Origin of the sequence: Streptomyces griseoviridis (assembly GCF_005222485.1) — a bacterium.
GTDB lineage: Bacteria > Actinomycetota > Actinomycetes > Streptomycetales > Streptomycetaceae > Streptomyces > Streptomyces hintoniae.
Genome location: NZ_CP029078.1, coordinates 1950308 through 1970299, shown reverse-complemented (window position 1 = coordinate 1970299; position 19992 = coordinate 1950308). Strand labels below are relative to the sequence as shown.

At 72.1% G+C, this 19992-nt stretch carries 13 protein-coding genes; 3 read left to right on the top strand and 10 right to left on the bottom strand.

Translation table 11 applies throughout. The annotated features are described in order from the left end of the window. Position 1: 1 nt before the first annotated feature. Together DDJ31_RS07780 and DDJ31_RS07775 are read right to left on the bottom strand one after the other, a co-directional pair. Entirely contained in the window at positions 2 to 1528 is a 1527-nt protein-coding gene (locus tag DDJ31_RS07780; RefSeq protein ID WP_127181022.1) for an ABC transporter ATP-binding protein, read from the bottom strand. Then, on the bottom strand, positions 1509 to 2573 hold the full coding sequence (locus tag DDJ31_RS07775) for a BMP family ABC transporter substrate-binding protein (protein WP_127181023.1): 1065 nt from the start codon (positions 2571 to 2573) through the stop codon (positions 1509 to 1511). The genes DDJ31_RS07780 and DDJ31_RS07775 overlap by 20 nt, the downstream gene beginning before the upstream one ends. 324 nt (positions 2574 to 2897) lie before the next feature. On the opposite strand from DDJ31_RS07775, the gene mtnA reads away from it, so the two are divergent. Further along, a complete protein-coding gene (gene mtnA, locus DDJ31_RS07770; RefSeq protein ID WP_127181024.1) occupies positions 2898 to 3929 on the top strand; it encodes an S-methyl-5-thioribose-1-phosphate isomerase in 1032 nt (343 codons plus the stop codon). A 100-nt stretch (positions 3930 to 4029) separates the two neighbouring features. Here the strand turns inward: mtnA and mtnB are convergent, their stop codons facing one another. From mtnB to DDJ31_RS07730, 8 genes are all read right to left on the bottom strand, one after another. Continuing rightward, positions 4030 to 4638 (bottom strand): methylthioribulose 1-phosphate dehydratase, encoded by a 609-nt coding sequence (mtnB, locus tag DDJ31_RS07765; RefSeq protein WP_127181025.1) that lies wholly within the window; start codon positions 4636 to 4638, stop codon positions 4030 to 4032. After that, positions 4635 to 5360, bottom strand: a complete 726-nt coding sequence (gene mtnC / locus DDJ31_RS07760) for an acireductone synthase (RefSeq protein ID WP_127181026.1) — start codon at positions 5358 to 5360, stop codon at positions 4635 to 4637. Before mtnC ends, mtnB begins: the two co-directional genes overlap by 4 nt. Next, positions 5357 to 5956 (bottom strand): 1,2-dihydroxy-3-keto-5-methylthiopentene dioxygenase, encoded by a 600-nt coding sequence (locus tag DDJ31_RS07755; protein WP_127181027.1) that lies wholly within the window; start codon positions 5954 to 5956, stop codon positions 5357 to 5359. The genes mtnC and DDJ31_RS07755 overlap by 4 nt, the downstream gene beginning before the upstream one ends. Positions 5957 to 6409: 453 nt before the next feature. Next, positions 6410 to 9445 carry a hypothetical protein gene (locus DDJ31_RS07750; RefSeq protein ID WP_206280718.1) on the bottom strand — a complete coding sequence of 1012 codons (3036 nt, stop codon included), beginning with the start codon at positions 9443 to 9445 and terminating at the stop codon, positions 6410 to 6412. Between the two features lie 232 nt (positions 9446 to 9677). Further along, positions 9678 to 11294, bottom strand: a complete 1617-nt coding sequence (locus DDJ31_RS07745) for a glycerol-3-phosphate dehydrogenase/oxidase (RefSeq protein ID WP_127181028.1) — start codon at positions 11292 to 11294, stop codon at positions 9678 to 9680. A gap of 93 nt (positions 11295 to 11387) precedes the next feature. Continuing rightward, positions 11388 to 12926, bottom strand: a complete 1539-nt coding sequence (gene glpK / locus DDJ31_RS07740; protein WP_127181029.1) for a glycerol kinase GlpK — start codon at positions 12924 to 12926, stop codon at positions 11388 to 11390. A 62-nt stretch (positions 12927 to 12988) separates the two neighbouring features. After that, complete coding sequence (locus DDJ31_RS07735) at positions 12989 to 13780, bottom strand: MIP/aquaporin family protein (protein WP_127181030.1); 792 nt, start codon at positions 13778 to 13780, stop codon at positions 12989 to 12991. Positions 13781 to 14266: 486 nt separating this feature from the next. Then, entirely contained in the window at positions 14267 to 15031 is a 765-nt protein-coding gene (locus DDJ31_RS07730) for an IclR family transcriptional regulator (protein ID WP_127181031.1), read from the bottom strand. 284 nt (positions 15032 to 15315) lie between these two features. Between DDJ31_RS07730 and metH the strand changes: the two genes are divergently transcribed. After that, complete coding sequence (gene metH, locus DDJ31_RS07725; protein WP_127181032.1) at positions 15316 to 18831, top strand: methionine synthase; 3516 nt, start codon at positions 15316 to 15318, stop codon at positions 18829 to 18831. 130 nt (positions 18832 to 18961) lie between these two features. Continuing rightward, entirely contained in the window at positions 18962 to 19660 is a 699-nt protein-coding gene (locus tag DDJ31_RS07720) for an HAD family hydrolase (protein ID WP_127181033.1), read from the top strand. The last annotated feature ends 332 nt before the right edge of the window (positions 19661 to 19992 follow it).

Below are 19992 nucleotides of genomic sequence, written 5' to 3'. Positions count from 1 at the left end.
GTCAGTCCACGGCCTCCACCGGGGCCGACGCGCCCGCCATGGCCAGGCCAAGGGTGCGTTCGTCGGCCTCGTCCTTCGGGTACGCGGCCGTGATCCGGCCCTCGTACATGACCAGCACCCGGTCGGCGAGCCCCCGGATCTCGCTCAGCTCCGCCGAGACGAGCAGCACCGCGTGACCCGCGTCCCGGTAGGCGACCAACTGGTCGTGGATGTTCTGGATGGCCCCGATGTCGACCCCGCGGGTGGGCTGCTCGACTAGCAACAGCGGTGCCTCGTGGGCGAGTTCACGGCCAATCAGGAGCTTCTGGAGATTGCCGCCGGACAGCGCCGAGGCCGGCACGTCCGGTGTGGCCGCCTTGACGCCGAACCGCGCGACCAGCCGTTCGGCGTGCGCGCGCACCGCCCCGGGCGCAAGCAGCCCCCGCGACGACAGCGACGTGCGGTGGTGGCCCATCGCGAGGTTGTCCGCGACGGACGCGGCCGGCGCCGTCCCCACCGCGTGCCGGTCCTCCGGCACATAGGCGAGCCCGCGGGCCCGCCGCTCGGCGGCGGAGGCGTGCGTGACGTCGAGGCCCGCGAGTTCCACCCGGCCGGAGCCGACCGGGCGCAACCCGGCCAGCGCCTCGACCAGTTCGCTCTGCCCGTTGCCCGCGACGCCCGCGATGCCGACGATCTCCCCGGCGCGCACGGTCAGTTCGGCGTCCCGCACCCCGTCGGTGAAGAGCCCGGTCACCGCGAGGACGACCTCGCCCGGGGTGCCCGCCGGATGGACCCGGTCCCACTCCACCGCGCGGCCCGTCATGGCCGCGGCGATCTCGTCGGCCGAGGTGTCCGCCGTGACCAGACGCGCGGCCACCCGGCCGTCGCGCAGCACCGTCACCCGGTCGCTGACCGCCAGCACCTCGCGCAGCTTGTGCGTGACGAGGATCACCGTACGGCCCTGTCCCGCAAGGGAGATGAGGACGGCGAAGAGGCTGTCCGCCTCGGCCGGGGTGAGCACCGCGGTCGGCTCGTCCAGGATCAGCGTGCGGGCACCCCGGTGCAGCAGCTTGAGGATCTCCACGCGCTGCCGCAGCCCGACCGGGAGGTCACCGACCCGGGCGTCCGGGTCGACGGCCAGGCCGTGCTCGGCGGCCAGTTCCCGCACCCGGCGGCGGGCCGCGCCCCGGTCGAGCAGCCCGAAGCGGCGCGGCTCGGCCGCGTACACCACGTTCTCCGCGACCGTCAGCGAGTCGAACAGCTTGAAACTCTGGTGCACCATGCCGAGCCCCGCGGCCATCGCCGCCGAGGGACTGCCGAAGGCGACCTCACGGCCGTCCACCCGGATCGCACCGGCGTCCGGCCGCTCCATGCCGTACAGGACGGACATCAGTGTCGACTTGCCCGCGCCGTTCTCGCCCATCAGGGCGTGGATCTCACCGCGGCAAACGGTCAGGTCGACACCGTCGTTGGCGACCGTGCCGGCGAACCGCTTGGTGATGCCGCGCAGTTCGACCGCGGGGTCCCGGTCAGCTTGCGGCGGGGTCATCGACCGTCAGCTTCCCTGACACGATCCGGTCGCGCAGCGCCTCGACCTTCTTCAGGACGTCCGGGTGGTCGGCGATCACGCACTGCGAGGAGCCGACGCCGTCCTCAAGACCGGTGAGGCTGATGCCGCCCTCCTTCAGGCCGTAGGAGACGGTGGTGCCCGAACTCCCGCCGAGGGCCTGCTCGATGCCCTTCTCGACGGCGATGTCGGTGCGCTTGATCACATTGTCGACGACCGTGCCGGGCGCCGACGGGCACTGGTTGACGTCGACGCCGTACGCGTGGGCGCCCTTGGCCTTCGCGGCCTCGAAGACGCCGTAGTTGCCGGCCGCCGCTGCCGCCATGATCTGGTCGTAGCCCCGGGAGAGCAGGGTGTTGGCCTGCTCCTTGGCGCGGGCCGAGTCGTCGAACGGCGACTGGCCGCCGACGAAGCGCGTCGACGCCTCCGTCTTCGCCGCGACCTCCTTGGCGCCGGCCGCGAACGGGTCGCTGTAGCGCCGGAACTGGGGCGTGTCGAGGACGTCGACGGCGCCGACCTTGCCCGACTCGCTGAGCAGACCCGCCTCGGCGCCGGCCAGGAAGACGCCCTCGTGCTCACGGAAGACCGCGCAGCTCACGTTGGTGAACGTCTTCGTCGTGCAGGCGTCCACCATCAGGAACTTCTGCTTCGGGTGCGCCTTCGCCTGCTGGGCGACCAGGTCGGCGAACTCGAAACCGACCAGCACGACGACGTCGGGAGCGGCGTCCACGGCGGCCTGCACGTTCTGCTGCCGGGACGCGGTGTCCGTGGACTGGTACACCTTCCGGCTGCCGTCGTGCGCCTTCGCCGCCTTCTCGACGCCGGTGACGGCCAGCTTCAGGAACTCGTTCTGGCCCACGGCGTCGGGCGTCACCAGCGTGAACGAGGTACGGGAACCGCCGCCGCCCGCACGGTCCGCGCTGTCGGGGGAGCCGTTCTTCGCGGCGGCGTTGCAGGCGGTGGCCGCGGTGACCAGCAGCGCGGTGGCGGCGGCGACCTTGAGGGTACGGCGGGGTCTGGGGTGCATCGGGGACCTTCCGGGGTACGGCAGAGCGTGCTCCGACGGGAGGAGCGCGGCGAGGGTGAGGGTGGAGCGGGAGGCGCTGAGCGGGGGGACGGGTCAGCGTCGACAGCCGTCGGTGGCACAGCGCCCGAAGTCGAGGAAGCGGCGCATGGTCAACAGCACGCTCTCCTCCTTCGTCTCGGCCTGTGGGACACGAGTGTCGGCCTGCGGGATGCAGGTGCTGGACTGTAACACCAGTTTCCGGACACCTGCTCGATCGTCTCGAACTCTGGTTCTTCCAGGTCATGTACGGTGTCGCCACCACAGGAACGGCAGGAGTGCCCCGTTATGTCCAAGGAAGTGCGTGCCGTCGACTGGACCGGATCCGGTCTCACGCTCATCGACCAGACCCAGCTCCCGCATCGCACCGTCACCATGCACGTCCAGGATGTGGACGCCCTGGTGGACGCCATCCAACGCCTCGTCGTGCGCGGCGCCCCCGCCATCGGCGCCGCCGGCGCCTACGGCGTCGCCCTCGCACTCCTCCAGGGCCGACGGGAGGGCTGGAGCGACGACGAGATCCGCGCCGCCGTCGCCCGGGTCCGCGACGCCCGCCCCACCGCCGTCAACCTCATGGTCTGCGTCGACCGGGTCGCGCACCGGCTGCCCGAGGGCCTCGACGCGGTCCTCGCCGAGGCCGCCGCCGTCCAGCGCGAGGACATCGAGGCCAACCACGCCATGGGCAGGCACGGCGCCGACTGGCTGCTTGAACGCACCGGCCTCGACAGGCCGTTGCGGATCCTGACGCACTGCAACACCGGCGCCCTCGCCACCGCGGGCTGGGGCACCGCACTCGGCGTCATCCGCGAACTCCACGCCCGCGGACGCCTGGAGGTCGTCTACGCCGACGAGACCCGCCCCCTGCTCCAGGGATCGCGGCTCACCGCCTGGGAGTTGGCGCAGGAAGGCATACCCCACTACATACAGGTCGACGGCGCCGCCGCCGGCACCGTCCTGCGCGGCCACGTCGACGCGGCGATCGTCGGCGCCGACCGGATCGCCGCCAACGGCGACACCGCCAACAAGGTCGGCACCGTGGGCGTCGCCCTGGCCTGCGCCGACGCGGGCGTCCCGTTCCTGGTCGCCGCCCCCACCACCACCGTCGACCTCGCGACCGCGACCGGCGACGACATCACCATCGAACTCCGCGCCGAGGACGAGGTCCTTGAGTGGGCCGGAGTGCGCACCGCGCCCGCCGCCTCCCGAGGCCACAACCCCGCCTTCGACGTCACCCCGGGACGCCTGATCACCGCACTGGTCACCGAACACGGCGTGCTGGAGGTCTCCGCGGGCCAACTCCCCGGCGACCGGGCCGCCTAGAGAGACCCCGCCGCCCGCAACCGAGCACGCCCACCGACACGAGAGGGCTCCCCCAACCGGTCGGGGGAGCCCTTCTCCGTCCTGCGGACCCGCGGCACGGTCAGCGCCGCGCCAGCTCCAACTCCAGCAGCCACTCCACCACTTCGGTGTGATGCCTGGCCTGCCGCGGCGACTGCCCCCACACGTACAGACCGTGCCCCGCCACCACCACCGCCGGCATCCGCGGCTCACGCGCCGCCTCCAGACGGTCCCCGAGCACCGTCATGTCCTGGCTGTTGGCGATGACCGGCAGCGTCACCTCCACGTCGTGCGCGGGCTGCCCGATGCCCTTGAGCATCTCCACGTCCCGGAACACGATCCCTTCAGGACTGCGGTGCCCCACCGCCACCGACGCCACCGTGTGCACATGCACCACCGCGCCCGCACCCGTCAACGCGGCCACCCGCGCGTGCAGTTCGGCCTCCGCCGACGGCCTGCCACCGGCCACCGCCGCGCCCGCGCCGTCCACCAGGACCACGTCCCGCGCGGTCAGCTCACCCTTGTCGTGCCCGCTCGCGGTCACCGCGAGCCGCAGCGGATCACGCGCGAGCACCACCGACAGATTGCCCGAAGTACCGCGCATCCAGCCGAAGGAGGCGAACCGCGCGGACTCCGCCGCCAACACGGCCCCCGCCTCCGCCAGATCGAAGTCACTGATGTCGACGCTCATACGGTGCTCCCGGACCCGCTCACACTGATCTCGTCGAACGACCCCGCCTCGACGTGGTCACCGACCCCTTGCTCGAAGTACGGCTCACCCGGCCGCCGCACCCCCACCGCGAGCCAGCCCGCCGCACGCGCCGCGTCCAGCTCACCCGGCCGGTCGGACAGGAACAGCAGCCGGCCCGGCGCGACCCCCGTCTCCGCCGCGATCCGCCGGTACGACCCGGGCTCCTGCTTGGCACCCGCGTTCTCCGTGTCGAACAGCCCCGACACCAGCGGCAGCAGATCCCCCGCCGGACTCGACGCGAACCACGCCCGCTGCGCCGCCACCGAACCCGACGAGTACACGTACAGCCGCACCCCGGCCGCGTGCCAGGCCCGCAGCGCCGGGACGACGTCGTCGTAGAAGTGCGCCACCAGGTCACCGGCGGCGAACCCCTCCGCCCAGATCACCCCCTGGAGGGTCTTGAGCGGCGTGGCCTTGCGGTCCTCGTCCAGCCAGCCGTGCAGGGTCTCCTCCACCCGGTCGAGGCCGGCACCCGGATCACCCAGCTCGGCCCTGACCTGCTCGATCGCCCGCGCCACCGCCGGTTCGCCGCCCCGCTCGGCGAGCAGGGCGCCGAACCGCGCACGCGAGTACGGGTACAGGACGTCGACCACGAACCCGGTGGCGCTCGTGGTGCCCTCGATGTCGAGCACCACGGCGTCCACCGCGAACGACGCGGTCACGCGGCGCCCCTGTCGCGCGCGTACCCGGCGGCGATGGTGTCGTGGTCGGGGAAGCGGGAGGCGATCGGGGACCCGGTGAAGCTGCCGATCCAGCCGTCCTCCTCGTGGAAGAACCGGATCGCCGTGAACGACGGGCGGGTGCCCATGTCGAACCAGTGGGTGGTGCCGCGCGGCACGCCCAGCAGGTCGCCCTTCTCGCAGTAGACGGCGTGCACCTCGCCGTCCACGTGCAGATAGAAGATGCCGGCGCCCGAGACGAAGAAGCGGACCTCGTCATCGTCGTCGTGGGTGTGCTCCTGGAGGAACTTCTCCCGCGCGGCCTTCGCCTTCGCCGGGAACTGCGGGTCGTCGCTGGGGTGCAGGCCCAGCACGTCGACCGTGGTGAACCCCTCCTCGGCGTTCAGCTTCTCGATCTCGGGACCGTACGCGGCGAACACGGTCTCGCTGTCCGCGTCGAACGGGACGTCCTCGCGCACCGGCCACTGCTCGTAGCGGACGCCCAGCGGCCTGAGCGCCTCGGCGATCTCGGCGGGGTCCGCGGTACGGCGGACGACGGTCTCAGGACCGGACTCGGGCCAGGTGGTCAGCAGGGTCATGGGAGAACTCCATAAAACGGGACGGAAGTCCGGATGGTGAGACGACCACCGGACCGGCGGGGGAGACGGGGACGGGCGGACGAGAGCGGCTGACCGCCGCTCAGCCGAGCGGCCGGACGCAGCAACAGAAGCCGAAGGCGGCCATACGCTGCGCCGTCGAGCATGCTGTCGTCATCAGGGCCTCACCGTGCCGGGTCGGGTGCCGGTCCCGTGATGGTAACGCCAGGGCGGGCGACGGTCCGGTGTGACGTACTCGTCGTCTCACCTGCTGAGAAGGAGAGTCCAGTGCTCTGCCGGTCGGCCCCCGCGTCGGCACCGTCTTCGACGACACCCCCCTCGCCCCCTCCCCGCGCCCGGTGCGGACCGGGTCCGCCGGCTGCACGGACACCGGGACCGTCCACCGGCACGGAGGGAGCCGGAGGCGAACTCCCCCCGAGCCAAGCCCCGTTCACCTCACTCGTCCCGTCGACGACCACCCCGGGCGACCACCCGGCCCCGGCCCCCGTCCTGCCCGCGCACCCGCTCCCACACCGACGGCCGCCGCCCCGCGGGAACCCGGACCCCGCCCACGCCCCCGCCCGAACCCGCCCCCGTGCCCTCCCACCCCCGTCCCGCCAGATGCGTCTGGAGTCTCAGATGGCGGAACTCGAACGACGCGCCCGACCTGCGCAGCACCCCCCGCCGGTGCGCGTCCTCCAGGAACCGCATCAGACGCCACGGCAGCCGCCCCGTCCCCGCCAGCCACACCCGCGCCACCACGAACCGCCCCCACGCGCTCAACGCCAGAGCCGCCGTACCCAGCGGCAGCCACAACTGCGTCCCGAGATGCACCAGACCACCCCAGTCACCCGGCAACAGCACCACCGGCACACACACCACCGCCACCAGCAGCGCCACACCACCACCCCGGGTCAGCGAAGCCGCCCGGTCCGTACGCAGCGACGCACCAGGACCGGCCGCCCGCATCAGATCCGACGGCGCGCTCAACAACCGGTACACCCCGCACACACACCCGCCCACCACCCCGATCAGCACCCCCGCGGCCAGGAACGGCGGCAGACACCGGGCCACCACCCCCGCCACCGACCCCCGCGTCAGCCACCCCCGGCCCCGCTCCGGCAGCACGGACCGCAGATTCGCCGCATACGCCACCGTCTCCCCGCCCGCGATCCCCGCCGGCGCCAACCGCACCACCACCGCCCCGTCCCGGGACTCGAACTCCGTACGCCGCGACACGAACCGCACACAGCGCCGCTCCCGCACCAACGGCAACGAACAGTCAGGCGGCCGCGCGTCCTGCGGATAGGCCACCGCCCGCGCCCCGTCCCCCGGAAACAGCAGCGTCCCGCGCATCGGCCGCGACGTCACCGCCGACCGCACCCCGTGCCGCTCGGTGAACCGCCAGCCCTCCACAGCGCGGCCCGCCAGATCCTCCGCCGACCGCGTCCGCAGCACCGTCACCCCCGTCGCGGCGACCCCCGCGGCCGTGCACGCGACGACCCCGACCAGCAGCGCCGCCGCCGTACCCCGCACCACCCCCGAGGCGAACCGGCGCGCCAACCGCCCCGCACCCGGCGGACGCGCCTGCCCGCCCCGCCGCGTCCCGCTCGCCAGCAGCGCCCCGCCCGCCGCCGCGCCCGTCGTCGCGAGCAGCGCCGTCCACGGATTGGCGACCCGCCCCAGCAGCACCGCGCCCAGCACCCCGGTCCCGCCCACCAGCAGCACCGCACCCCCGATCCGCGCCGCGGCCCGCCCCGCCCGGCCGGTCCACGGCAGCCCCGAGGGCACCGGCCGCCTCGGCAGCCCCGCGATCCCGAAGAACAACGTGAACAGCAGCGAGAACAGACACCCGCCGAGCAGATCGGGCACCCACCCGTCGCTCACCGCGCCGAAACGGAACCCGAACCGCAGGTCGTCCGTCCACGCCACCCCGATCCACAGCAGCACACTCGCCCCGGTCGTCACCACCGTCTGCCGCACAAGCAACGCCCCCGGCCGCAGCCGCCCCGACGGCAGCAGGAACACCGTCCCCACGGCGAACCCCAGCGTCTGCCCGGCCAACGTCGCCAGCACCGACACGACGTCCTCGGCGCCCGCCAGTTCGGCCGCCGCCCGCGCCAGCACCACCGGCACCAGCAGCGCCGACAACACCACCAGCATCACCAGGCCCGGCGCGAACACGCCCACGGCCGGCGGCAGCAGCGCCTCCAGCTCCCACCACCCCAGCCGCCCCCGCCCCCGCTCCTGAAGGGTCCGCGCCAACACCGTCAGCCGGCGCACCGCCACCGGAGCGGCCTCAGGACCCGCGTCGACGAACGCGGCCGGCACGAACGCCTCCAGCAGATGCTCCTCGACGGCCTCCACCGTCGGCAGCCGCTCCTCGTCCAGGAGCTCCACCGGGTCCCTCGACCCGCCGTCCCCGTAGACCGCGCGGGCCAGCGCCACCATGAGCGGCGACGTCAGAGCCAGCGCGGCCGGCAGCTCGGGCCGTTCGGCCAGCACCCGCAGCACCGGCGTCCACACCGTCACCGGACGGCCGCCGTCCGGATAGCGGGGCCGCGCGGTCCGCTCCAGATGGGCACCGGCCTGCGCGGGCGACAGCGGCAGCAGCTCGACGACATCGGCGCCGGTCAGCACATCGCCCTCGGCGACCGCCGCCGCCCATGCCTCACCGCGCCCGGTCAGCAGCAGCGGCAGCTCGTCGTCCAGCTCCGCGTTGACGCGGCGCACGGCCTCCGCCCAGGCGGGCCGCGCCAGTTCGTCGAAACCGTCGAGGACCGGCAGCACCAGCCCCGCGTCCAGGAGCGCGCGGCCCAGCGTGCGCCGTTCGTCGGCGGGGGCCGCCAGCGGCCGGTAGTCGAGCGCGAGCCGCCCGGCCAGCCAGTCCCGCAGCCCCGTCGTCCACGGGTCCCACCCCGCCATCGGGAAGATCACCGGCACCGGCCCGCCCGGCGCCCGCTCCGCGAGCCTGGCCAGCACGAACCGCATCGCCAGCACGCTCTTGCCCGACCCGGGACCGCCGAGCACCACCATCCGCCGGCCCGGCAGCGCGGCGAACTCCGCGATGACGTCGTCGAGCCGGCCGGCCCGCTGGGCCGGCAGCGGACGGGCCCTGCGGACGTTGCGCGGATGGTCGGCGAGCCGCCGGTCGGCCACCGTCCACCGCACCTCCAACGGCGCCGGATCGCCCAGCCGCCTGAGCCGCGCCTCGGCCGACCACTGGACCCGCACGGCGTCGGCGAGCGCGTCGGCCGCCGCCCGCCCGCGCTCCCGCGCCGACCGCGCCGAGACCTCCCCGTCACCCCGCAGAAAGTCGCCGACCAGGGCGAGCACCGACACGAACGCCCCGATCGCGGAGACCAGGACACCGGCGGTCGCCGCGTCCCGCCACCACAGCCGCAGCACCCCCGCCAGCGCGACCAGCGTCACCCCGCACACCGCGAGCCCCAGCCGCCGCCGGACCCGCACCCCCTGCCAACCGCCTCGCATACGCCGCTCCCGGGTGTGCCCCATGCCGCCCGGCCCCGCCGGAACCCCCGTTCTAACGCCCCCACCGGCCGCTGACCGCCCCTTCCAACCCCGGACGGAGCAGCGCGCGGACGTGTTCGGGGGGCGGGCGGAGGCGCGGCCGGGCGGCCACGCGGAAGGGGCCGCTCCACCGACGTGGAACGGCCCCTGGGCAGCGCGCCCGCCCCAGGAGGGAGAGGGCGGGCGCGCGGGTCTACTTCCGGTCGAGCACGTCCTGGACCCGCGCCCGGATCTCGTCCGTGGCCAGACCGCGGATCGTCAGCGTGGTGCGGCGGCGCAGCACGTCGTCCTGGGTCTCGGCCCACTCCTGGTCGCGGGCGTAGACGACCTGCGCCCAGATCTCCGGGGCGTCCGGGTGGACCCGCTCGGCCAGCTCCGGGCTCTCGTTCGCCAGCCGGGCGATGTCGAAGGCCAGCGAACCGTAGTGGGTCGCCAGGTGCCTGGCCGTGTCGGCGGCCATCCGCGGTCCCGACGCCGGGTTGTCCACCAGCAGCCGGTGGGCGACCGCGCGCGGGTTGGCGACGCCGGGCAGCGGCAGCTTCCTCGGCAGCGCGGAGATCGGCTCGAAGCCGTCGCCCAGCGGGTGGCCGGGCAGCGCCTCCAGCTTCTTCATCACGGTGCGGCCGATGTGCCGGAACGTCGTCCACTTGCCGCCCGCCACGGACAGCATCCCGCCCCGCCCCTCGGTGACCACCGTCTCCCGCTTCGCCTTCGCGGTGCTGCCGGGACCGCCGGGCAGCACCCGCAGCCCCGCGAACGCGTAGGTGATGAGATCCCGGTCCAGCTGCTGGTCACGGACGGAGAACGCGGCCTCGTCGAGGATCTGCGTGATGTCCTTGTCGTTGACGGCGACGTCCGCGGGGTCGCCCTCGTACTCCTCGTCGGTGGTGCCGAGCAGCAGCATGTCCTCCCAGGGGAGGGCGAACGTGATCCGGTACTTGTCGATCGGCGTGGCCAGCGCGGCCTTCCAGGGCGCCGTCCGCTTCAGGACCAGGTGGGCGCCCTTGGACAGCCGGATCGACGGCGCCGCCTTCGGGTCCTCCATCCGGCGCAGGTGGTCCACCCACGGGCCGGTCGCGTTCAGCACCAGACGGGCGTTGACGCCGAACTCGTCACCCGAGGTGGCGTCGCGCAGCTCCGCGCCCGTCACCCGGCCGTCGGTGAAGCGCAGCCCGGTGACCTCGGCGTGGTTGAGGACGACGGCGCCTGCCTCGACGGCCGCGCGGACCGTCATCAGCGCCATCCGCGCGTCGTTCATCTGGTCGTCGCCGTACACGGCCACGGCCTTGAGGTTCTCGGTCCGCAGCTCGGGCACGTCCTGCGCGGCCTTGGCGGGGGAGAGGAGGTGGCCGACGCCGTCACCGAACGCGGAGAGCGCCGAGTAGGCGAAGACACCCGCGCCGAGCTTGGCCGCGCCGTGCGGGCCGCCCTTGTACACCGGCAGGTAGAAGGTGAGCGGGTTCGCCAGGTGCGGGGCGACCTGGCGGGAGACGGCACGCCGTTCGAAGTGGTTCTCCGCGACCAGCTTCACCGCGCCGGTCTGGAGGTAGCGCAGACCGCCGTGGAGCAGCTTGGAGGAGGCGGAGGAGGTGGCGCCGGCGAAGTCACCGGCGTCGACCAGGGCCACCCGGAGCCCGGACTGCGCGGCGTGCCAGGCGGTGGAGATGCCCAGGATGCCGCCGCCGATCACGAGCAGGTCGTACGACGCCTTGGCGAGCTGCTCCCGGGTCTCGGCGCGGCTCGGGTTCGAGCCGGAGGCCGGGCGTATGCCCAGGGCAGGCACGGACTTCAGGGTGGGCTGACTGGTCATGTGGGGTTCTAACTCCTCGACGTCCTGCGACGGTCGCGGCCGGCCGTGGCCGGCGGGTGGCCGGCGCTCGGCCGGTGCGCGACCGGCTCTCGGCTAGTTCTCGTCCTCGAGCCAGCCCATGGTCCGCTCGACGGCCTTGAGCCAGCTCTTGTACTCGCGGTCGCGGGTCTCCGCGGCCATGTTGGGGGTCCACTCCGCGGCCCTGCGCCAGTTGGCGCGCAGGTCGTCGGTGCTCGACCAGAAGCCGACGGCGAGACCGGCGGCGTAGGCGGCGCCGAGGCAGGTGGTCTCGGCGACCATCGGGCGCACCACGGGTGCGTCCAGGACGTCGGCGAGGGTCTGCATCAGCAGATTGTTCGAGGTCATACCGCCGTCGACCTTGAGGGCGGTGAGTTCCACGCCCGAGTCCTTGGTCATGGCGTCGCTGACGTCACGGGTCTGCCAGGCGGTGGCCTCCAGGACGGCGCGCGCGATGTGCGCCTTGGTGACGTACCGGGTCAGACCGGTGATCACACCGCGGGCGTCGGGACGCCAGTACGGGGCGAACAGGCCGGAGAAGGCCGGTACGAAGTAGGCGCCGCCGTTGTCCTCGACGGTGAGGGCGAGCGTCTCGATCTCGGCGGCGGTGGAGATGAGGCCCATCTGGTCGCGCATCCACTGCACCAGCGAACCGGTGACGGCGATGGAGCCCTCCAGGGCGTAGACCGGCTTCTGGTCGCCGATCCGGTAGCCGACGGTGGTCAGCAGCCCCGAGTAGGAGTTGATGATCCGCTCACCGGTGTTCATCAGCATGAAGGTGCCGGTGCCGTACGTCGACTTGGCCTCGCCCTCGGCGAAACAGGTCTGGCCGAACAGGGCCGCCTGCTGGTCGCCGAGCGCGGAGGCGACCGGGATGCCGCCGAGCAGCTCGCCGAGCGGGCCGCCCGACACCTCGCCGTAGACCTCGGCGGAGGAGTGGATCTCGGGGAGCATCGCCATCGGCACCCCGATGGACTCGGCGATCTTCTCGTCCCACTCCAGGGTGTGCAGGCTCATCAGCAGGGTGCGGGAGGCGTTGGTGACGTCGGTGTAGTGCTTGCCGCCGTTCACGCCGCCCGTGAGGTTCCAGATGACCCAGCTGTCCATGGTGCCGAAGAGGATGTCGCCCGCCTCGGCCCGCTCGCGCAGGCCCTCGACGTTGTCGAGCAGCCAGCGGGCCTTGGGCCCGGCGAAGTAGGAGGCGAGGGGCAGACCGGTCTGGCGGCGGAAGCGGTCCTGGCCGACGTTGCGCCCCAGCTCGCGGCAGAGGGCGTCGGTGCGGGTGTCCTGCCAGACGATGGCGTTGTGGACGGGCTCACCGGTGTTCTTGTCCCACAGCAGCGTCGTCTCGCGCTGGTTGGTGATGCCGATGGCCTTGATGTCGTCCCGGGTGATGCCGGCCTTCTGGATCGCGCCGGCCACGACCTCCTGGACGTTGGTCCAGATCTCGCTCGCGTCGTGCTCGACCCAGCCCGGCTTCGGGAAGATCTGCTCGTGCTCCTTCTGGTCGACGGAGACGATGCGTCCGTCCCGGTCGAAGACGATGCAGCGCGACGAGGTGGTGCCCTGGTCGATGGCGGCGATGAACGGCCCGGCGGTGTGTGCGTCGGTCACGGTGAACTCCTGGGGTTCCGAACGGGTGACGGTCGGTGCTGCTGCTGGGGGCGGCCGGTGCGTCAGGCGAAGGCCAGGTTGTAGAGACCTGCGCCGAGAGCACCGCCGATCAGCGGGCCGACCACCGGGATCCAGGCGTAGCGCCAGTCGGAACCGCCCTTGTTGGGCAGCGGCAGGAGCGCGTGGATGATGCGCGGGCCGAGGTCACGGGCCGGGTTGATGGCGTACCCCGTGGGGCCACCGAGGGAGAGGCCGATCGCGGTCACGACCAGCGCGGTGATCAGACCGCCGAGCGCGCCCAGGCCCTTGCCGTCGTCGCTGAGGCCCTGCGTGAGGACAGCGATGATCAGGACGAACGTGCCGATGATCTCGGTGGCGAGGTTCATCCAGGCGACGCGGACCTCGGGGCCCGTGGAGAAGATGCCGAGCACGGGACCCGCGCCCTTCTCCTCGGCCTCGACGGACTTGACCCTGGCGGGCTGCTGCGTCTCGCCGACGATGTCCTTGTCCGTCAGGTGCGCCTGGAACTGGCCGTAGTAGGCGATCCAGACGAGGAGGGCGCCGATCATCGCGCCGAGGAGCTGGCCGCCCCAGTAGACGGGGAGCGTGCTCCAGTCGTCGTTCTTGATCGCGAGCGCGAGGGTCACGGCCGGGTTGAGGTGGGCGCCGGAGAGCGGCGTCGACACGTAGACGGCCGTGAGGACCGCGAAGCCCCACCCGAACGCGATGGCGAGCCAGCCGGCGTTGCGGGCCTTGGAGGCCTTGAGGGTGACGGCGGCGCAGACGCCGCCGCCGAGCAGGATGAGTAGGGCGGTACCGATGGTCTCGCCGATGAAGATGTCGGAGCTGGACACCCGCGACTCCTTTGTCCTTCGTCCAGGGAAGCCGAACCCCGAGTCCCTTCGGGGGTTTGGCGCCCTCGTGGGTGAGAGCGTTGCCGGCCCTTGGCGTTGTCACACTCTAGCGCGTATTGCCGGTAGGTGTTCGACAATGCCGACCGATGGACGGGAGTCTTGCTCCGGCGTCACGCGCACGTCAAGGGTTCTGTTGTCGAAAGAGCGATCGTTTTCGATTGCGGTGAGCTATCGATCTTGTACTGACGTCATTCTATGCTTTTATGACGAATGTCCCACTTGGGGAGGGATCGGGAGCCTGAGCGGAGCCCGAGGCCGGGCACGGGCAGGGCGGAGACGGGCACAGGCGGGGCGAGGGCGCGGGCAGGGGCCGAGCAGGCCGACCGGCCGGGCCGCCAGGGCGGCGAACCGGTCGTTCGGAGCGACGTGCTGATCAGGCGAGGGCAGAAGCGGTCGGTCCGGTGGAGACTTCCGCCATCCGCGGCATCAGAAACGCCCGGCACCCAGGTCTCTCGACACCGCGCGCGCACAGTCCCGCACCGCCGCGATCAACTCGGGACGCAGCTCACCCGCGGGACAGAGCCGTTCCACCGCACCGGTGACACCCACCGCGCCCACCGGCATCCGCCGCCGGTCGTGCACCGGCGCCGCCACCGACGCCACGCCCTCCCAGGTCTCCTCCACGTCCGCCGCGTAACCCCGCGCCCGCGTGAGATCCAGAACCTGCTCGAAAGCGCCCAGGTCGTGCACCGTCCGATCGGTGAACGCCACCCGCTCCGCCTCCAGCGCCTCGCTGTGCGCCACCGGGTCGTACGCCGACAGCACCTTGCCGAGCGCCGTCGAGTGCAACGGCTGCATCGCGCCGATCTCCAGCACCTGCCGGCTGTCGTCCGGCCGGAAGACGTGGTGCACGATCAGCACCCCCTGCTGGTGCAGCACCCCCAGATAGACGCTCTCCCCGCTGGAACGCGCCAGGTCGTCCGTCCACACCAGGGCCCGCGCCCGCAGCTCGTGCACGTCCAGATAGGTGGTCCCGAGCCGCAGCAGCTCCGCGCCCAGCTGGTACCGCCCCGACGCCTCGTCCTGCTCCACGAACCCCTCCTGCTGGAGAGTGCGCAGGATGCCGTGGGCGGTGCCCTTGGCGAGACCGAGCGACGAGGCGATGTCCGACAGGCCGAGCCGCCGCTCGCCGCCGCCGAGCAGCCGCAGCATCGCCGCCGCCCGTTCGAGCGACTGGATGTTCCGTGCCATCGCCGTCCTGCCTCCGTCCCCATCGGCCGCGACGCGTCCGCGCCGAGGCCACCGTTCGGCAATGCCGAACACTACCGGTCCATGCCGACTCCCCGCCAATGGTCGGTCGACACCCGCCACGCGTACTCGTATCCCGACGACGACGCGCACGTCATCCTCGTCCGTCACCCGGACGCCGTGCCCGCAGCCGCGCCGACCCGGTTACTCTGGCCGAGTGCGCCCACCGCGGAGAGTTCCACGGGCCACGTGAAGCCGACAGCCGTCGCACATCAGGGAGCCCCTCCATGGCCTCGTCGCCACTGACCCCTACCGCCGACAGCCGGACCCGGGTGTCCGCGCTCCGAGAAGCACTCGCCACCCGCGTGGTGGTCGCCGACGGAGCCATGGGCACCATGCTCCAGGCACAGGAGCCCACCCTCGACGACTTCGAGAACCTCGAAGGCTGCAACGAGATCCTCAACCTCACCCGGCCCGACATCGTGCGCTCCGTGCACGAGGAGTACTTCGCCGTCGGCGTCGACTGCGTGGAGACCAACACCTTCGGCGCCAACCACTCCGCACTCGGCGAGTACGACATCCCCGAACGGGTCCACGAACTCTCCGAATCCGGCGCCCGCGTCGCCCGCGAGGTCGCCGACGAATTCACCGCCCGCGACGGCCGCCTCCGCTGGGTCCTCGGCTCCATGGGCCCCGGCACCAAACTCCCCACCCTCGGCCACGCCCCCTACACCCTGCTGCGCGACGCCTACCAGCAGAACGCCGAGGGCCTCCTCACCGGCGGCGCCGACGCCCTCCTCGTCGAGACCACCCAGGACCTCCTGCAGACCAAGGCCGCCGTCCTCGGCGCCCGCCGCGCCCTTGAGATCGCCGGCCTCGACGCCCCGCTGATCGTCTCCGTCACCGTCGAGACCACCGGCACCATGCTCCTCGGCTCCGAGATCGGCGCCGCGCTCACCGCGCTCGAACCGCTCGGCATCGACATGATCGGCCTGAACTGCGCGACCGGACCCGCCGAGATGAGCGAGCACCTGCGCTACCTCGCCCGGCACTCCCGCATCCCGCTCTCCTGCATGCCCAACGCCGGTCTGCCCGTCCTCGGCAAGGACGGCGCCCACTACCCCCTGACCGCGCCGGAGCTGGCCGACGCGCAGGAGACGTTCGTCCACGACTACGGCCTCTCCCTGGTCGGCGGCTGCTGCGGCACCACCCCCGAACACCTGCGCCAGGTCGTCGAACGGACCCGCGGCCTCGCCCCCACCGCACGCGACCCGCGCCCCGAACCCGGCGCCGCCTCCCTCTACCAGAGCGTCCCCTTCCGCCAGGACACCTCCTACCTGGCCATCGGCGAACGCACCAACGCCAACGGCTCCAAGAAGTTCCGCGAGGCCATGCTGGAGGCCCGCTGGGACGACTGCGTGGAAATGGCCCGCGACCAGATCCGCGAAGGCGCCCACATGCTCGACCTGTGCGTCGACTACGTCGGCCGCGACGGCGTCGCCGACATGGCCGAACTCGCCGGACGCTTCGCCACCGCCTCCACCCTGCCCCTCGTCCTCGACTCCACCGAGGTCCCCGTCCTCAGGGCCGGCCTGGAGAAGCTCGGCGGCCGCGCCGTCATCAACTCCGTCAACTACGAGGACGGCGACGGACCCGACTCCCGCTTCGCCCAGGTCGCCAAACTCGCCCAGGAACACGGCGCCGCCCTGATCGCGCTGACCATCGACGAGGAGGGACAGGCCCGCACCCCCGAGAAGAAGGTCGCCATCGCCGAACGCCTCATCGACGACCTCACCGGCAACTGGGGCATCCACGAGTCCGACATCCTCATCGACACCCTCACCTTCACCATCTGCACCGGCCAGGAGGAGTCCCGCGGCGACGGCATCGCCACCATCGAGGCCATCCGCGAACTCAAGCGCCGCCGCCCCGACGTCCAGACCACCCTGGGCCTGTCGAACATCTCCTTCGGCCTCAACCCCGCCGCCCGCATCCTCCTCAACTCCGTCTTCCTCGACGAATGCGTCAAGGCGGGACTCGACTCGGCGATCGTCCACGCCTCCAAGATCCTCCCGATCGCCCGCTTCGACGAGGAAGAGGTCACCACCGCCCTCGACCTCGTCTACGACCGCCGCTCCGAGGGCTACGACCCGCTTCAGAAACTGATGGCCCTGTTCGAGGGCGCCACCGCCAAGTCCCTGCGGGCCGGAAAGGCCGAGGAACTCGCCGCCCTCCCCCTCGAAGAACGCCTCAAGCGCCGCATCATCGACGGCGAACGCAACGGCCTCGAAGCCGACCTCGACGCCGCCCTCGAGACCCGCAAAGCCCTCGACATCGTCAACGACACCCTCCTGGACGGCATGAAGGTCGTCGGCGAACTCTTCGGCTCGGGCCAGATGCAACTGCCGTTCGTCCTCCAGTCCGCCGAGGTCATGAAGAACGCGGTCGCCCACCTCGAACCGCACATGGAGAAGTCCGACACCGAGGGCAAGGGCACCATCGTCCTCGCCACCGTCCGCGGCGACGTCCACGACATCGGCAAGAACCTCGTCGACATCATCCTCTCCAACAACGGCTACAACGTCGTCAACCTCGGCATCAAACAACCCGTCTCCGCGATCCTCGACGCCGCCCAGGAACACCGCGCCGACGTCATCGGCATGTCGGGACTCCTGGTCAAATCCACGGTGATCATGAAGGAGAACCTGGAGGAGCTCAACCAGCGCGGCCTCGCCACCAGTTACCCCGTCATCCTCGGCGGCGCCGCCCTCACCCGCGCCTACGTCGAACAGGACCTCCACGAGCTCTACGGCGGCGAAGTCCGCTACGCCCGCGACGCGTTCGAGGGACTGCGCCTCATGGACGCCCTCATCGGCGTCAAGCGCGGCCTGCCCGGCGCCAAACTCCCCGAACTGAAGCAGCGCCGGGTCCGCGCCACCCCCACCGTCCAGACCGAGGAACGCCCCGAGGAAGGACACGTCCGCTCCGACGTGGCCACCGACAACCCCGTCCCCGAGCCGCCCTTCCGCGGCACCCGCGTCATCAAGGGCATCCAGCTCAAGGAGTACGCGAGCTGGCTCGACGAAGGCGCCCTCTTCAAGGGCCAATGGGGACTCAAGCAGGCCCGCACCGGCGAGGGCCCCAGCTACGAGGAACTCGTCGAGAGCGAGGGCAGGCCCCGCCTCCGCGGCCTCCTCGACCGCCTCCAGACCGACAACCTCCTCGAAGCGGCCGTCGTCTACGGCTACTTCCCGTGCGTCTCCAAGGACGACGACCTCATCGTCCTCGACGACGCGGGCAACGAACGCACCCGCTTCACCTTCCCCCGCCAGCGCCGCGGCCGCCGCCTCTGCCTCGCCGACTTCTTCCGCCCGGAGGAGTCCGGCGAGACCGACGTCGTCGGCTTCCAGATCGTCACCGTCGGCTCCCGCATCGGCGAAGAGACCGCCCGCATGTTCGAAGCCGACGCCTACCGCGACTACCTCGAACTGCACGGCCTCTCCGTCCAGCTCGCCGAAGCACTCGCCGAGTACTGGCACGCCCGGGTCCGCTCCGAACTCGGCTTCGCGGGCGAGGACCCGGCCGGCATCGAGGACATGTTCGCCCTCAAGTACCGTGGCGCCCGCTTCTCCCTCGGCTACGGCGCCTGCCCCGACCTCGAGGACCGCGCCAAGATCGCCGCCCTCCTGGAACCCGAACGGATCGGCGTCCACCTCTCCGAGGAGTTTCAGCTCCACCCCGAGCAGTCCACCGACGCCATCGTCATCCACCACCCCGAGGCCAAGTACTTCAACGCCCGCTGACCCCGCCAGGACCCCGGCGCCCCGCACACAGCGGGCGCCGCACCCGGCGACGCCGTACACTGGTCGGTCCACCGCAGGCCGGTTCCCGCACGGGAACCGGCCTGACCGCCCCCCGAGGAGGTGCGCCAGGATGACCAGTACGGTCCCCGCGCCCGTCACCCGAACAGCCGAAGGCTCGGCACTCCAGGCCGTCCTCCTCGACATGGACGGCACCCTGGTCGACACCGAGGGCTTCTGGTGGGACGTCGAGGTGGAGATCTTCCGCCGGCTCGGCCACACCCTCGACGCGGCATGGCGCCACATCGTCGTCGGCGGCCCCATGACCCGCAGCGCCGGCTTCCTCATCGAGGCCACCGGCGCCGACATCACCTTCGCCGAACTGTCCGTGCTCCTCAACGACGGATTCGAGGCCCGCATCGGACGGACCCTGCCGCTCATGCCCGGCGCCGCCCGGCTGCTCGCCGAACTCTCCGGACACGGCATCCCCACCGCCCTGGTCTCCGCCTCCCACCGCCGCATCATCGACCGCGTGATCAGCTCCCTCGGCGCCCGCCACTTCACCCTCACCGTCGCGGGCGACGAGGTCCCCCGCACCAAACCGCACCCCGACCCCTACCTCGCCGCTGCCGCCGGGCTCGGAGTGGATCCGGCCAGATGCGCGGTCATCGAGGACACCGCCACCGGCGTCGCCTCCGCCGAGGCGGCCGGCTGCCACGTCGTCGCGGTACCGTCCCTCGCCCCCATCGACCCCGCCGCGCGCCGCACCGTCGTCGCCTCCCTCGAACAGGTCGACCTGGCTTTTCTGCGCGGTCTGATCGCCGCCCCATGACGGAAATGCGCCGAGCGTTCACCCAGCGTGCGGCGCCGATAGCGAGATAATTCCCGCACCCGGGCTCACCGGAATTCGAATCCCGACGGATGGCTGAATTCCGGTACACCGCAACGGCGTTGGTTCTTGTGAGCTTCCCCACGTTCCTGGGGGTCGACAGCCGCGGAGGCATGTGCTGTTCACCCCGATTCGGGCAGCGCCGACACGCCCTTGTGTCCCGATTGATGGAACGCTGCACTAATCCTTCCGCTGACGGGTTTTCAGTCCGTCCACGGCCGGTTCCGCAGCGTGATGGCAGCTCAAGTCCACTCCCCGCCGAACCCCGCGCCGCC